This window comes from Caulobacter sp. BP25 (assembly GCF_002737755.1).
Taxonomy (GTDB): domain Bacteria; phylum Pseudomonadota; class Alphaproteobacteria; order Caulobacterales; family Caulobacteraceae; genus Caulobacter.
The window spans coordinates 477,087-491,215 of record NZ_PEGH01000018.1; the positions used below are offsets into that span (position 1 = coordinate 477,087).

Annotated in this window: 16 protein-coding genes and 1 other RNA gene; 9 read left to right on the forward strand and 8 right to left on the reverse strand. The window is 66.7% G+C overall.

Annotated elements, in window-relative coordinates:
* Positions 1-108: 108 nt before the first annotated feature.
* The 4 genes from CSW59_RS16150 to CSW59_RS16165 form a co-directional block, all read right to left on the reverse strand.
* Entirely contained in the window at positions 109-561 is a 453-nt protein-coding gene (locus tag CSW59_RS16150; RefSeq protein WP_099444992.1) for a DoxX family protein, read from the reverse strand.
* Between the two features lie 12 nt (positions 562-573).
* Positions 574-1,320, reverse strand: a complete 747-nt coding sequence (locus CSW59_RS16155) for a DNA-binding domain-containing protein (RefSeq protein WP_099444993.1) — start codon at positions 1,318-1,320, stop codon at positions 574-576.
* Positions 1,313-2,143, reverse strand: a complete 831-nt coding sequence (locus tag CSW59_RS16160; RefSeq protein WP_099444994.1) for a DUF692 domain-containing protein — start codon at positions 2,141-2,143, stop codon at positions 1,313-1,315. Before CSW59_RS16160 ends, CSW59_RS16155 begins: the two co-directional genes overlap by 8 nt.
* 157 nt (positions 2,144-2,300) lie before the next feature.
* Entirely contained in the window at positions 2,301-2,579 is a 279-nt protein-coding gene (locus CSW59_RS16165) for a DUF2282 domain-containing protein (RefSeq protein ID WP_099444995.1), read from the reverse strand.
* A gap of 187 nt (positions 2,580-2,766) precedes the next feature.
* On the opposite strand from CSW59_RS16165, the gene CSW59_RS16170 reads away from it, so the two are divergent.
* A complete protein-coding gene (locus tag CSW59_RS16170; protein ID WP_099445280.1) occupies positions 2,767-3,306 on the forward strand; it encodes a sigma-70 family RNA polymerase sigma factor in 540 nt (179 codons plus the stop codon).
* Entirely contained in the window at positions 3,293-3,931 is a 639-nt protein-coding gene (gene nrsF / locus CSW59_RS16175; protein ID WP_099444996.1) for an anti-sigma-F factor NrsF, read from the forward strand. The genes CSW59_RS16170 and nrsF overlap by 14 nt, the downstream gene beginning before the upstream one ends.
* Positions 3,932-4,532: 601 nt before the next feature.
* On the opposite strand, the gene fba is transcribed toward nrsF, so the two are convergent.
* The 3 genes from fba to gap all read right to left on the reverse strand — a co-directional run bounded on the left by fba (position 4,533) and on the right by gap (position 8,100).
* Positions 4,533-5,624 carry a class II fructose-bisphosphate aldolase gene (fba, locus tag CSW59_RS16180; protein WP_099444997.1) on the reverse strand — a complete coding sequence of 364 codons (1,092 nt, stop codon included), beginning with the start codon at positions 5,622-5,624 and terminating at the stop codon, positions 4,533-4,535.
* A gap of 207 nt (positions 5,625-5,831) precedes the next feature.
* Positions 5,832-7,022 carry a phosphoglycerate kinase gene (pgk, locus tag CSW59_RS16185; protein WP_099444998.1) on the reverse strand — a complete coding sequence of 397 codons (1,191 nt, stop codon included), beginning with the start codon at positions 7,020-7,022 and terminating at the stop codon, positions 5,832-5,834.
* Positions 7,023-7,092: 70 nt separating this feature from the next.
* The gene (gene gap / locus CSW59_RS16190; RefSeq protein ID WP_099444999.1) at positions 7,093-8,100 is read right to left on the reverse strand and encodes a type I glyceraldehyde-3-phosphate dehydrogenase; all 1,008 of its coding nucleotides are present in this window, start codon (positions 8,098-8,100) and stop codon (positions 7,093-7,095) included.
* 302 nt (positions 8,101-8,402) lie between these two features.
* Here gap and CSW59_RS16195 point away from each other — a divergent pair, with 302 nt between their 5' ends.
* Together CSW59_RS16195 and CSW59_RS16200 are read left to right on the forward strand one after the other, a co-directional pair.
* Positions 8,403-8,777 carry a hypothetical protein gene (locus CSW59_RS16195; RefSeq protein ID WP_099445000.1) on the forward strand — a complete coding sequence of 125 codons (375 nt, stop codon included), beginning with the start codon at positions 8,403-8,405 and terminating at the stop codon, positions 8,775-8,777.
* 3 nt (positions 8,778-8,780) lie between these two features.
* Positions 8,781-9,107, forward strand: coding sequence for a cell division protein ZapA (locus CSW59_RS16200; protein WP_099445001.1), 327 nt, complete (start codon positions 8,781-8,783; stop codon positions 9,105-9,107).
* A gap of 4 nt (positions 9,108-9,111) precedes the next feature.
* Here the strand turns inward: CSW59_RS16200 and CSW59_RS16205 are convergent, their stop codons facing one another.
* Complete coding sequence (locus CSW59_RS16205; RefSeq protein WP_099445002.1) at positions 9,112-10,833, reverse strand: PAS domain S-box protein; 1,722 nt, start codon at positions 10,831-10,833, stop codon at positions 9,112-9,114.
* Positions 10,834-11,009: 176 nt separating this feature from the next.
* Between CSW59_RS16205 and ssrS the strand changes: the two genes are divergently transcribed.
* The 5 genes from ssrS to CSW59_RS16230 all read left to right on the forward strand — a co-directional run bounded on the left by ssrS (position 11,010) and on the right by CSW59_RS16230 (position 14,121).
* A non-coding RNA gene (gene ssrS / locus CSW59_RS16210) (6S RNA) lies at positions 11,010-11,172 on the forward strand.
* A 119-nt stretch (positions 11,173-11,291) separates the two neighbouring features.
* Positions 11,292-11,909, forward strand: coding sequence for a 5-formyltetrahydrofolate cyclo-ligase (locus CSW59_RS16215; protein WP_099445003.1), 618 nt, complete (start codon positions 11,292-11,294; stop codon positions 11,907-11,909).
* Positions 11,910-11,938: 29 nt separating this feature from the next.
* A complete protein-coding gene (locus CSW59_RS16220; protein ID WP_099445004.1) occupies positions 11,939-12,772 on the forward strand; it encodes a TIGR00282 family metallophosphoesterase in 834 nt (277 codons plus the stop codon).
* Positions 12,773-12,843: 71 nt separating this feature from the next.
* Positions 12,844-13,257 carry an organic hydroperoxide resistance protein gene (locus CSW59_RS16225; RefSeq protein ID WP_099445005.1) on the forward strand — a complete coding sequence of 138 codons (414 nt, stop codon included), beginning with the start codon at positions 12,844-12,846 and terminating at the stop codon, positions 13,255-13,257.
* A gap of 108 nt (positions 13,258-13,365) precedes the next feature.
* Entirely contained in the window at positions 13,366-14,121 is a 756-nt protein-coding gene (locus CSW59_RS16230; protein WP_099445006.1) for a YebC/PmpR family DNA-binding transcriptional regulator, read from the forward strand.
* Positions 14,122-14,129 lie beyond the last annotated feature (8 nt).

Here is a 14,129-nt window from a genome sequence, read left to right on the forward strand (position 1 = left end):
TTGATCGGTGGCGCTCAAAACACTCTTAACGGGTGTAAAGCTTATTGGCGAATTTCCGAGGCGAATTGTCGCATAACGTGTGGTTGTGGCCTTTCGACGCGTCGGCGATCAGGGAATCCGGAAGGCCTTGTCCAGACCGAACCGCCCGCCGCCTCGGGCGATCAGAAGCAGCAGCAGACCCGCCCACGAGAGGTGGGTGGGCCAGGCGTCGGGATAGACGAAGATCTGGATCACCGCTGTCATCGAGAGGAACGCCAGGGCCGAAACGCGGGTGAACAGGCCCAGCACCAGCAGGATCGAGAACAGGTGCTCGGCATAGGTCGCGGCGTAGGCGGCCACCTCGGGCGGCAGTAGCGGCACGTGGTACTCGCTTTCGAACAGGGCGTAGGTCCCGTCGGTGATGTGCAGCAGGCCGTCGACCTTGGTCCGGCCCGACAGGAAGAAGACGCTCGCGACACCCAGGCGCGCGACCAGCAGCAGCAGGTCTTCGGGCAGCAGCTTTTCAGCGATACGGGCGAGCAGGGTCATCGGCGCGCGAAGCGCCGTCGAAAAAGCGGTCATGGGATTTGTCCTTTAGAGAGGGCTGGCGAAGACGGCGTCGGCGATTAAGGCGGCGAACAGGGAAGCAAGCGGGGCTTCGGGATCGGCGCTCGCGGCGGCCTGGGCGGCCTCGCCGGCGGTGAGGCCGTCTCGGCAGGCGCGCAGGAACGCGGTTTCGGCGAGGCCGACCACGCGGCAGGCCGTCGCCTGGCCGCGTCGGACCAGCAGCAGGGTCTCAGGCGTCTCGGAAAGGTCGAGGTCCTCTGCGCCATCGCGGGCCGCGCGCCACAGGCTTGGCAGGCCTGCTTCGAAAGCGGCGAAGCGGACGCTGGGATGGAGGGCAAGCTGCGTGTCGGCCAGGCCCTCGGGCGCCAGACGCGACAGCGTTTCGGCGTCAAGCACCGGCGCTTCGGCCTCGAACAGCGCCTCGGTCCACAGGCGGTCCAGGTGGGCGATGCCGGCGAGGTACGGCAGCTCGGCGGCGGGCGGGAAGCGCTCCAGCCAGGCGGGAAACGCCGCGCCATAGTCTAGCAGGGCGGCGCTGGTCGGCGGCGCCTCGCGGGCGAACAGGGCGGCTGCGGCGCGGAACCAGTCCTCGCCGACCATCGACTGGACCGTGGGGAAATTCGCGGCCAAGGCGTCGACGCAGCCCTTGGCGATGGTGTTGCGATAGACGGTAAGGCCGGGGTGGTCCGTATCGTCCAGCCATGGCGACAGGGCCGCGCGCTGGCCGCCGATCGCGGCGACGAAGGCGTCCTGGAAGGCGAGCAGCTCAGGCATCCGCCATCTCCAGGGCGGAAAGCTCGGCGGCGGCGCGGTCGCGCTCGGCCATCAGCGTGGCGAAAGCAGGAATCTCGTCATCCCGCTCAATGAGCGTTGGGCGCGGGCCGACGCGGCGGATCAGGCGGCGATAGAGGGTCCAGACGGGCTCGGCCACCGGCGCGCCGTGGGTGTCGATCAGCAGGCCAGAGCCCCCGGCGTCGGGGCCGTGGCCCGCCAGGTGGATCTCGCCGATCGCCTCGGCGGGCAGGGCGTCCAGATACGCCTCGGCGCTGTAGCTAAGGTTGCTGGCGCTGACGAACACGTTGTTGACGTCGACCAGCAGGCCGCAGCCGGTGCGCGCGACCAGGGCCTTGAGGAAGTCGACCTCGTCCAGGTCGTGGCCGGTCAGGGGCAGGTACAGCGACGGGTTCTCGATCAGCACGCGACGACCTAGCACCGTCTGCATCTGGTCGATGTTGTCGGCGATGCGGGACAGCGCGGCCTTGGTGCGGGGAAAGGGCAGCAGGTCGGGCTGGTGCGTCCCACGATGGGTCGACCAGGCCAGGTGCTCGGAGACGACGAACGGCTCGAACCGGTCGACCAGGCGCTTCAGCGTGGCCAGGTGCGCGGGGGCCGGAGCGGCGTCGGCGGCCAGCGACAGGCCCACGCCGTGCAGCGAGAGCGGACGACGCTGGCGGATCGCTTCCAGCGCCGACAGCCTGGGACCGCCGGCCGACATGTAGTTCTCGGGATGGACCTCGAACCAAAGGCCCTGCGCCGTCGCCGCGAGGGCGTCGGCATAGTGCTCGGGTTTCAGGCCAAGGCCGGCGGTGGGGGGCATGGTGTTTCTCTCACAAAACCGATTTTCCCGGCGAATGCCGGGACCCAGATGGAAGACGCTGAAGTGGGTTCCCTAAGCTCGAAGCGGCTCCAATCAGCCCCAGCGTCTTGGGATCTGGGCCCCGGCATTCGCCGGGGAGGTCGGATGGTTGAGCGCCTTAAGCCTTCGGCGTCAGCGAGCCCATGCCCTTGGGGGTCTTGATCGTGGCGCACGTGCCCTTGGGCACCATCTTCCAGGCGTCGCCCTGGTAGTCGACCTTCGAGGTGCCAGCGCACGAGGTGCCCGCGCCCGCCTTGCAGTCGTTCTGGCCGGCCTTGGACACGCCGTAGCACTTTTCGCTGTCGCCCTTGGCCTTGTGGTCATCGGCGGCGGCCATCGAGACGCCGGCGCTGAGCGCGATGATGGCGGCGAGGGCGGCGGAAGCGGTGCGGTTCATGGAAATTCTCCTAAGCGTTTCGCGCCGAGGCGGCCCTATCACCGCTCGGTCGTGGGGAAATACGAAGCGGAACCATTCGAGGTTACACCGGTCGGTGAACAAATTTTCGACCGATCTTCCAGAGCAGGTTCCGGCCGCGCGGCCGGGTGTGTAACCATCGGGACTTCGCGCGCGAATAGGGGTGAGCGTGACGGAGACCGAGACCCGTTTGAAGGCGCTGATGCTGCGCGGGCTGGAGGGCGACGCCCCGGCCTATCGCGCCGGCTTGGCCCTGCTTGGGACCCGGCTTCGCGCCTATTTCGCGCGTCGGATGGCCGGCGCGCCCGGTGATGTGGAGGATCTTGTGCAGGAGACGCTGCTGGCGGTGCATCTAAAGCGGTCGACCTGGGACTCGTCCCAGTCGTTCACCGCCTGGGCGCACGCGGTGGCGCGCTACAAGCTGATCGACCACTGGCGGCGGCGGAAAATCCGCCAGACCCTGCCGATCGAGGACCACATCGAATTCCTGGCCGCCGACGAGCCCGAACCCTCGGTCGGGATCGAGCTGGATAGGGCGCTGGCCAGCCTGCCCGAGCGCCAGCGCATCCTGGTCTCCGACGTCAAGCTGACGGGCCTGTCCCTGGCCGAGGCCGGGGCGCGGGCCGGCATCTCCGAGGGCGCGGCCAAGGTCGCTCTGCACCGAGCCCTGAAGGCCCTGGCCGAAAGGATGCGCCGTGCGGACGGATGACTTGATCAACGCCCTGGCCGCCGACGGCGCGCCCGTCCGTCCGCCGCCCCGTCGCCTGGCGGCGGTCGCGGCCGCCGGAGCCTTGACCGCGCTCGTGCTGGTGTTGGCCTGGCTGCATCCGCGCCATGACCTGGGCCAGGCCATTCAGGGCGGCATGTTCTGGATGAAGGCGCTCTACACCGCCGCCCTGGGCCTGGCCGGCTATCTGGCGATCGAGCGGCTGTCGCGGCCGGCGGCCGGCGGGCGGCGCGGCTGGTGGGTGGGCGGCGCGGCCCTGGCGTTGTTCGCGGTCGCCGGCGTCGTCCAGGCGATGGGCAGCCCCGACATCCAGGCGGCTCTGCACATGCTGCGCGGCCATTCATGGCACTCGTGCAGCGTCAACATCCTGATCCTGGGCCTGCCGATGCTGGCGCTGGGCCTCGTCGCCGTGCGCGGCATGGCGCCGACCCAGCCCGTCGCCGCCGGCTTCGCCACGGGCCTGTTCGCTGGAGGCGTGGCGGCGACCGTCTATGGCCTGCACTGCCCGGAGAGCACCTTCACCTTCGTGGCGCTTTGGTACAGCCTGGGTGTGCTGCTGCCGGCGGCGCTTGGGGCGCTGGTCGGGCGGTGGGTTCTGCGGTGGTAGCGCATCGCGCTATTGGCGGCTCTAGATCGCGCCACCGAGTATGTGATGTCCAAGTAGCACCCTGTGATCATTCTGTTCTGGATGGATCTTTAGTTTCCGTATTTTCAATTAACCTGCGGCAGGTCGGTGTTTTGAAATACCTCGAAAAAACTCTATTCTTTATACTTTTAGGGGCGATGTTTATTGTAACGTTTATCGTTTACCTCGTTTTTGCGGAATTATATTTCATAGAATATAGAGGTCATTCCTTAATTTTGAGAAAATCTGTTTTTATATTCGGTATTATTGCCCCGTCGATACCGATATTTTTCGCTATGAAAAGAGGTGTTAATTGGATTTCTTGCTTTCTTGTTGCGGTGACATTATTTGTGCAGATGGCGTTGCCGCAAATATTGTTCGTTTTTTGAATTATTTCATTGATGTATGTGTTCTTTGATTTGAGATATTCTAAAATATCTGCGGCGAGTATTCAGTAATATCGTTATTCGCTGGCTTGAGGTGGAGGCATTGGCGTCCGCAAAGTTCGCGCCCGCCTACCCCCAACGAAAAAGGCCTCCCGGATCGCTCTGGAAGGCCCTTCGTCTCGACAATCAGCCTCACCCTACTCGGCGGCGGCCTTGGTCTGGCGGTCGCCGAACTTGGCGTGCAGTTCGCCCGAGGCGTAGCGCTTGGCCATGGCGGCGGTCGATAGCGGCTTGATCTTGTCAGCCCAGCCGGCCGAGCCGAACTCGGTGAAGCGGGCTTCGCAGACCTTGCGCATGGCTTCCTTGGCGGGCTTCAGATAGGCGCGCGGATCGAACTCCGAGGGCTTTTCCATCAGCACCTTGCGGATCGCGCCGGTGATGGCCAGGCGGTTGTCGGTGTCGACGTTGATCTTGCGCACGCCGTGCTTGATGCCGCGCTGGATCTCTTCGACCGGCACGCCCCAGGTCTGGGGCATCTCGCCGCCGAATTCGTTGATGATGTCCTGCAGCTCCTGCGGCACCGAGCTTGAGCCGTGCATGACCAGGTGCGTGTTGGGCAGGCGCTGGTGGATCTCCTCGATCACGTTCATGGCCAGGACGTCGCCGTCCGGCTTGCGCGTGAACTTGTAGGCGCCGTGGCTGGTGCCCATGGCGATGGCGAGGGCATCGACGCCGGTGGCGTGGACGAACTCGACCGCCTGGTCCGGATCGGTCAGCAGCTCGTCGTGGGAAAGCTTGCCCTCGAAGCCGTGGCCGTCCTCGGCCTCGCCCATGCCGGTCTCCAGCGAGCCCAGCACGCCCAGTTCGCCCTCGACCGAGACGCCGCACGAATGGGCCATCTGGACGACGCGGCGGGTGACGTCGACGTTGTACTCATAGCTGGCGGGGGTCTTGGCGTCCTCCATCAGCGAGCCGTCCATCATCACCGAGGTGAAGCCGTACTGGATCGCCGTGGCGCAGGTCGCCGGACCGTTGCCGTGGTCCTGGTGCATGCACACCGGAATGTTCGGATAGAGCTCGACGAGACCGTCGATCAGGCGGGCCAGCACGATGTCACTGGCGTAGTTCCGCGCCCCGCGCGAGGCCTGGATGATGACCGGCGAGTTGACGGCGTCGGCCGCCTCCATGATCGCCAGGCCCTGTTCCATGTTGTTGATGTTGAAGGCCGGTAGCGCGTACTCATGCTCGGCGGCATGGTCCAGCAACTGTCGCAGCGTGATGCGAGCCACGTAAATCTCTCCTGCAAGCGTGAAGTGGGTTGGGTCGTTTCTTGTTGTTGGGGCCGTGACGCTTGTGCGTTCTCTGCCCTTTCTCTTCAGTCTAAAGCGCGTCGGGGCGGTGAAAAACCGCACACACTTTCGCCTAACGCGCTTTCTCGTCAGTCTGGCACAGGCTGGACGCGGATCTGCACGATCCGCGCCAGCGAAGTTACTCTTTTAGGCCTCGAGCGCGGCGACGCCCGGAAGGGTCTTGCCCTCCATCCACTCCAGGAACGCGCCGCCGGCGGTCGAGACGAACGTCATGTCGGCCGCGACACCAGCGTGGTTCAATGCGGAGACGGTATCGCCGCCGCCCGCAACTGCAACGAGTTTACCCGACTTGGCGAGCGCCGCGACGTGTTTCGCCGCCGAAACGGTCGCCTTGTCGAACGGAGGCACCTCGAAAACACCCAGCGGGCCATTCCAGATCAGCGTCTGGCTGTCGTCGATCGCGGCCAGCAGGCGCTTGGCGCTTTCTGGACCGGCGTCCAGGATCAGGTCGTCGGCCTGGACGCCGTCCAGCGGACGGACAGCGGTTTCAACGCCAGGCGCGACCTTCTTGGCCACCACCACGTCGACCGGCAGCAGCAGCTCGCAGCCGGCGGCCTTGGCCTTTTCGATGATCTCGCGGGCGGTCTCGGCCAAGTCCTTCTCGCATAGCGAGGCGCCGACATCGTGGCCTTGGGCGAACAGGAAGGTGTTGGCCATGCCGCCGCCGATCGCCAGGCGGTCGAGCTTGGCGACCAGATTGTTGAGCAGATCAAGCTTGGTCGAGACCTTGGAGCCGCCGACGATGCCGATCACCGGCTTCTTGGGCTTGCCCAGCGCCGCGTCCAGGGCCTCCAGCTCGCGCTGCATCGACAGGCCAGGATAGGCCGGCAGCAGGTGGGCCAGGCCTTCGGTGGAGGCGTGGGCGCGGTGGGCGGCGCTGAAGGCGTCGTTGACATAGACGTCGCCATTGGCGGCCAGAGCCTTGGCGAACTCGGGATCGTTCTTCTCTTCGCCGGCGTGGAAGCGGACGTTTTCCAAGAGGGCCACGCCGCCATTGGCGAGGCCGTTCACGACCTGCGCGCCGGCCGGGCCGACGCAGTCGCTGGCGAAGGCCACCGGCGCGCCCAGCAGCTTGCTCAGCGGCTCGGCGACGAAGGCCAGGCTCATCTCCGGCACGACCTTGCCCTTGGGGCGGTCGAAGTGGGCCAGCAGCACCACCTTGGCGCCTTGCTTGGACAGGTAGGCGATGGTCGGCAGCGCCGAGCGCAGGCGGGTGTCGTCGCTGATCTTGCCGCCCTCGACGGGCACGTTGAAGTCCACGCGGACCAAGGCGCGCTTGCCGGCGAGATCGGCGGTGTCGAGGGTGCGGAAGGTCATCGGTCGTCCTGAATATCGAGCAAGGAAAACCCCCGCTCCTTGCGGAGCGGGGGCTGGGTATTTCGGTTCCTTAGAGGAACTTCGCCATCACAAGAGCGGTGTCGCTCATGCGGGTCGCGAAGCCCCACTCGTTGTCGTACCACGACAGCACGCGGGCCAGCTTGCCTTCGATGACTTGCGTCTGGGGCAGAGCGGCGGTCGAGCTGGCGGCGATGTGGTTCAGGTCAGTCGAGACCAGCGGCTCGGTCGTCGTGGCCAGCACGCCCTTCATCGGGCCGTCGGCGGCGGCTTGCAGGGCCTTATTGATCTCGTCGATCGAGGTCTCGCGCGCGGCGACGACCTTCAGGTCGATGACCGAGACGTTCGGGGTCGGGACGCGGATCGACGAACCGTCCAGCTTGCCCTTCAGTTCCGGCAAGACGAGGCCCAGGGCCTTGGCGGCGCCGGTCGAGGTCGGGATCATGCTGAGGGCCGCGGCGCGGGCGCGGTAGAGGTCCTTGTGCATGGTGTCCAGCGTCGGCTGGTCGCCGGTGTAGCTGTGGATCGTGGTCATGTAGCCACGCTCGATGCCGAACAGGTCGTGCAGGACCTTGGCGACCGGGGCCAGGGCGTTGGTGGTGCACGAGCCGTTCGAGACGACGATGTCGTCGGCGGTCAGGGTCTCGTGGTTGACCTTGTAGACGATGGTCTTGTCGGCGCCGTCGGCGGGAGCCGAGACCAGGACGCGCTTGGCGCCGGCCTTCAGGTGGGCGCTGGCCTTGTCCTTGGCGGTGAAGATGCCGGTGCACTCAAAGGCGATGTCGACGCCCAGGTCCTTGTGCGGCAGCTCTTCGGGGTTACGGATGGCCGTGACCTTGATCTTGCCCTGGCCGACGTCGATCCAGTCCTCGCCCGAGGTGACGACGCCCGGGAAGCGGCCATGGACGCTGTCGTAGCGCAGCAGGTGGGCGTTGGTCTCGACCGGACCCAGGTCGTTGATGGCGACGACCTCGATGTCGCGACGGCCATGCTCGGCGATGGAGCGCAGGACCAGACGTCCGATGCGGCCGAAGCCGTTGATGGCGACGCGAACAGCCATGGGTCATTCTCCGATTTGGCCGCCGAACGGGATCGATCGGCGTTCCCTATTTTCGCTGCGCGTTTTGCGGCCTGGGGGCGCGAAGTCAAGTCCGGGAGGCCGCGATTTGGAGGGTTGGGCGCCAAAATCGGGCGGCGCCAAGAGCTTGGCCCGTCCCCAACGAAACAAGCTTTCGCCCGCACGGAGCGCGGACAAAAGGCGGCGAATGCTGCTATGGGCTCTGCGTCGCCCAATTGTCGCCCCGCGCGACTGGCTTAGAGGGCATCGTTCTGTATGTTGCGCCGCATGATGGAAATCCGCCGATGATCCCGGCCGACGGTACGGCCCTCGACCTTGCCGTGCGCCGTCTGGAGCGCGCGATGAGCCAGCTTGAGCAACGCCTGGCGGCCAAGACCGCCGAGACCAAGCGCGCCCTGGCCGCCGCCGCCGCTGCTGGAGGCGCCAGCGGCGTCGCGCCTGGACTGTTCGAGGAAGACGAGAAGGCCCAGCTGGTCGCCGATCTGGAAGCCGCCCGCGAGCGCGAGAAGGCGCTGGAGGAAGCCGGCGAGCAGGCCTCGGTCGCGCTGGGGCGCGCCATCGCCGAGATCCGCGCCGCCCTGGGCGAGGACGGGGTCGCCAACGACCTGCACTCGCCCAGTGACGACGATGACCTGTTCGAAGACTCCGAGGAGGCCTGACGCATGGCCCAGGTGACGATCCAGGTGAACGGCCGACCCTACATCGTCGGCTGCGAGGACGGGCAGGAGCCGCATCTGACCGAGCTGGCGCGCCTGTTCGACCGCCAGGTCCGCCAGGTCAGCTCTGACGTGGGACAGCTGGGCGAGACCCGGCTCTTCCTGATGGGCGCCCTGCTGCTGGCCGACGAGCTGTCGGACATGAAGCTGCGCCTGGCCCACGCCCAAAGCGAGATCGCCCGCATGCAGCAGGAAGGCACGAAGGCCGAGATCGCCGCGATCCGCGCCCTCGACGCCGCCGCCGAGAAGATCGAGAAACTGGCGGCGGACTAAAGGCTTAGGCCACCCGCACCGGCAACATCGCCTCGACGCCCTCGGGCGCGAAGATGAGCTCTGGCTTGCCGCCCAGGTCGCCGGCAAGACCGCGCTCCAGGAGACGGGTCCCGAAGCCGCGATGCAAGGGCGTGCGAACCTCGGGCCCGCCGCGCTCTCGCCATCGAACCAAGGCGTGCTTGTCGTCCTGCGCCGCCCATTCGACGCTCACCCGTCCGCCCGGCGTCGACAGGGCGCCGTACTTGGCCGCGTTGGTGCCCAACTCGTGGGCCGCCAGGGCCAGGGCCAGAGCCGCGCCGGGCTCGACGCGCAAGGAAGGGCCCTTGATTGTGATGCGGTCGGGATCGCGGTCGTCTGTGAAGGGGCGCAAGGCCTCGCGCAGGATGTCGTCGATCACCGCGCCCGCCCATCGTTCGTTGGTCAGGACGTTGTGCGCTGCCGACATCGCCATCAACCGGTCCACGAACTGTTCGCGCGCGCGAGACGAAACCTCGTCCCCCCGCAGGGTTTGACGGGCGATCGACTGGATGGAGGACAGGGTGTTCTTCACCCGATGGTTCAGCTCGTTGATCAAGAGCTGCTGCTGGACCTGAGCCGTCTTGATGTCGGTCAGGTCCATGGCCATGCCCACATAGCCCAGGAACGTCCCGCTGGCGTCGATGCGCGGCTTGGCGTTGACCAGCATCCAGCGCCAGCCTTCGGGATGACGGCGGAACCGGGCCTCGAAGCTGTAGGGATCGGGCCCCTTCCGCGCGGCTTCCCGCCGGACCAGGATCTCGGCGACGTCGTCGGGATGGATCAGGCCGACCCAGGCATGGCCCATCAAGTTGGCCCGGTCGGCATTGGCCAGCTCGGCGAAGGCGGCGTTGACGAACTCTACTTCGCCCGAGGGCTCGGTCATCCAGATCGGCGCCGGCGCGGCGTCGGCCAGGGTGCGGAACAGAGCCTCGCTTTCGCGCAGCTTTTCGGCGGCGGCCTTCTGCTCTGTGATGTCGATGTGGACGCCTACCCACTCGCGGATTTCGCCGTTGTCCCCGATCAGTGGAACAGCCCGGACCCGGCAGTCGCGCCAGGCCCCGTCATGGCGCCGCACGCGCTGCTCGCATTCGAAGGTCCGCTTTTCTGCGACCGCCGCCATCCATCCCCGCACCGACAGATCGACATCGTCGGGATGCACGGCCTTGGCCCAGCCCAGGCCCTCGTACTCCTCGCGGGACTGACCGGTCAGCGCGGCCCAGGCCGGTTGCTCGCCCGCCATGCGGCCGCTGGCGTTGTTGGTCCACAGCACGCCCTGAACCGCCTCGACCGCCGCGCGGAAGCGCGCCTCGCTGGCGATCAGGCCACTCCGGGCATCCTCGCGGCGGGAGATGTCACGGATCAGGCCTAGCACTAGCGTCCTGCCGTCGGGCTCCTCCCAGCGGCTCATGGAGAGCTCGATCGCCACCTTGCCGCCATTCCGGCGGTTCGCGATCAGCTCGCGCCGCGCATCCAGCATGACCGGACGCCCGTCGGCGGAGAAGAGGCTTGGAGTGTCCTGGTCGGCGTTAGCGGTCGGACGGTCGAGGATCAGCTCGCCCAAAGGACGCTGCAGCACCTCCTCGCGGGCCCACCCGAACAGGGCTTCGGCCCGGGGGCTCCAGTCGATGACGGCGCCGTCCGCGTCCATCACCACGATCGCGTCCAGGGCTGTCTTCAGGACAGACTGCAGTTTTTCCAGGTCGGACACGCGTGTCTCGCAGGGCTTTGGGGCGCGGTTCGAACGCTTGGCGACTCAACAAAGGACGTCGCTTAGATGTGCAGCACACAACTCAACCGTTCCAAACGCAACTGCGAAGGCCAACGGCTCGCGTCACGGTCCCGCTGGCTTTCCAGGCTCCGAGCGCCTATCTATGTCATCGGCGGGTCTTGCTGTGGCTCTCGTCGAAGATTTCTATTCCCAGGGACCTTAATCTCTCTATCGGGACCTGTTCCCTCCCGTGGCCGTGGCTGCGGGAACACGGGGCCCACCTGTAACTAACAGGTTCGAGTGGATTGAAACGTCTTCACGGTTCTTCGCGGCGCCGCCACCTTTTCCTTAGAAGCTGTTATCCCGGCCAAGCGTCAAACGGATGCGCCCAGCCGGGACCATCAGAAGCGCCGGCGCTCGCCGCGTTCCCGGCTCGGCGTGCTTCGCACTTGGCCGGGATGACAGTATTAAGCGGCATGACCATCGCCGACCCCGTCGCGGCCAAGACGGCCCTGCGCGTCTTCCTGCGCAACCAGCGCAAGCAACTGGCGCGTGAGCATCCCCAGGCCGACTGGATGATCGCCGAGGTCGCCCGCGAGCCTCTCGCCGCCCAGTTCCCAGAGCCCGCCGGCAAGGTCGCGGCGCTGTATCACGGGCTGGGCTCGGAGCTGTCGCCGCTGATCCTGGCCGACCACCTGCACGAGGCGGGCTGGACCCTGGCCCTGCCGGCCGTCGTGGACGCCGACGCCCATCGGATGGTGTTCCGCGCCTGGACGCCGGGCGAGCCCCTCGTCCACGACAAGATCGGCCTGCGCGCGCCCAGCGCCCGACATCGGGTGCTGGAGCCCGATCTGGTGATCACGCCGCTGCTGGCCTTCCAGCGCGACGGCGTGCGGCTGGGGCAGGGCGGCGGCTACTATGATCGGGCGCTGGCGGCTCTGCGGGCGACAAAGCCGACCTTCGTGCTGGGCGTCGCCTATAGCGGTCAGCAGGCGGAGAATTTGCCGCACGAGGCGCACGACCAAAGGTTGGACGCTATTCTCACAGAAAAAGAGTATATCGCCGTCAAAGCCTGAGCCGCTGACGGCTCGATCCATATTGTTTCTTGGGACTCTCGATGCGTTTCGCCTTTTTCGGCGATGTCGTCGGCAAGTCGGGCCGGGATGGCCTGGCCGACCATCTGCCCGACCTTCGCCGCCGGCTCTCCTTGGAGTTCGTGATCATCAACGCCGAGAACGCGGCCGCGGGCTTTGGCATTACCGAGAACACCGCGCGCGAGCTGTTCGAGGCCGGCGCCGACTGCCTGACCCTGGGCAACCACAGCTGGGACCAGCGCGAGGCCCTGACCTATATCGTGCGCGAGCCGCGCCTGATCCGCCCTGCCAACTATCCGATCCTGTCGGACGCGCCGGGACGCGGCAGCCATCTGTTCCAGACGGACTCGGGCAAGACGATCTATGTCGTGAATCTGCTCGGCCGGGTGCACATGGACGCCATGGACGACCCGTTCGCCGCGATCGACCGCGAGCTGGACAAGGCCCCGCTGGCCCAAGTGGCCGACGCGGTGGTGGTCGACATGCACTGCGAGGCGACCTCGGAAAAGATGGCGATGGGGCACTATTGCGACGGCCGCGCCTCGCTGGTGGTGGGCACCCACACCCACGTGCCGACCGCCGACTGCCAGGTGCTGCCCGGCGGCACCGCTTACCAGACCGACGCGGGCGCCTGCGCCGACTACGACAGCGTGATCGGCAACCAGAAGGAAGAGCCCCTGCGGCGCTTCACCACCAAGATCAGCGGCGGCCGCTACCAGCCGGCCAGCGGCCCGGCCACGGTCTGCGGCGTCTTCGTCGAGACCGACGACCGCACGGGCCTGGCCGTGCGCGTGGAGCCGATCCGGGTGGGCGGGCGGCTGAGCCCGCACATCCCGCAGCTTTAGCGCCCAGGCTCAGCTTGCGGCTGTCACGATAGCGGTCTCAGATACGGCTCCCCCTCTAGAGGAGCTCCCCCATGACCGACGCCATCTACACCGCCCACGCTCACGCTGTCGGCGGCCGCAACGGTACGGCCAAGTCCGACGACGGCCATCTGGACGTCAAGCTCGCCTATCCGAAGTCGATGGGGGGCGACGGGAACGGGACCAATCCCGAGCAGCTGTTCGCGGCCGGCTACAGCGCCTGCTTCCTGGGCGCGCTGGGCCTTGTGGCCCGCAACCAGGGCGTCAAGCTGGGCGAGCACAGCCTGGACGCCGAGGTTGATCTGATCAAGGACGAGACCAGCTTCCACGTCGGCGTGCGTCTGAAGCTGACGGCCCCGGAGTTGGATCGCGACACCGCCGAAAAGCTGCTCGCCGCCGCCCACGCGGTCTGCCCCTATTCGAAGGCCACGCGCGGCAACGTCGAGGTGGCGCTGGAGGTCGCCTGATCCACGGCGCGGCGCGCACGGCCAGCCCGCCGGGGGTGACAAAACCCGCCTCCGGGGGCTAGAAGCGCGCCCACGCTTCTTTTTCAGACCAGAGACAGAGCCTCTTCAATGGCCGGCCACTCGAAATTCAAGAACATCATGCACCGCAAGGGCCGCGCCGACGCCGCGCGGTCCAAGCTGTTCTCCAAGCTGTCGCGTGAAATCACCGTGGCGGCCAAGACGGGCCTGCCCGACCCGGCCATGAACCCGCGCCTGCGCCTGGCCGTGAACAACGCCAAGGCCGAGAGCCTGCCCAAGGACGTCATCGACCGCGCGATCAAGAAGTCGCAGATGGGCGACGCGGCCGACTACTCGGAAATCCGCTACGAAGGCGTGGCCGCCGGCGGCGTTGGGATCATCGTCGAGGTGCTGACCGACAACAAGAACCGCGCCGCCGCCAATGTCCGCTCCTACTTCACCAAGATGGGCGGCAACATGGGGGCCACCGGCTCGGTGACCTTCAACTTCGACCGCGTCGGCCAGATCAGCTATCCGGCCAAGGCCGCGTCGGAAGACGACATGATGGAAGCCGCCATCGAGGCCGGCGCCGACGACGTCACCTCCGACATGGACGAAGAGGGCGAGGGCCACACGGTCTACACCGCCTTCGAAAGCCTGAACGAGGTGGCCGCGGCCCTGGAAGCCAAGTTCGGCGCGGCCGCCAACACCAAGATCGCCTGGCGCCCGAAGATGCAGGTGCCGGTCACGGGCGACAGCGTCGCCACCCTGATGAAGCTGCTCGACATGCTGGACGAGGACGACGACGTCCAGGCCGTCTACTCGAACGAAGACATCAGCGACGAAGACCTGGCCAAGCTGGGCTGATTTTCACG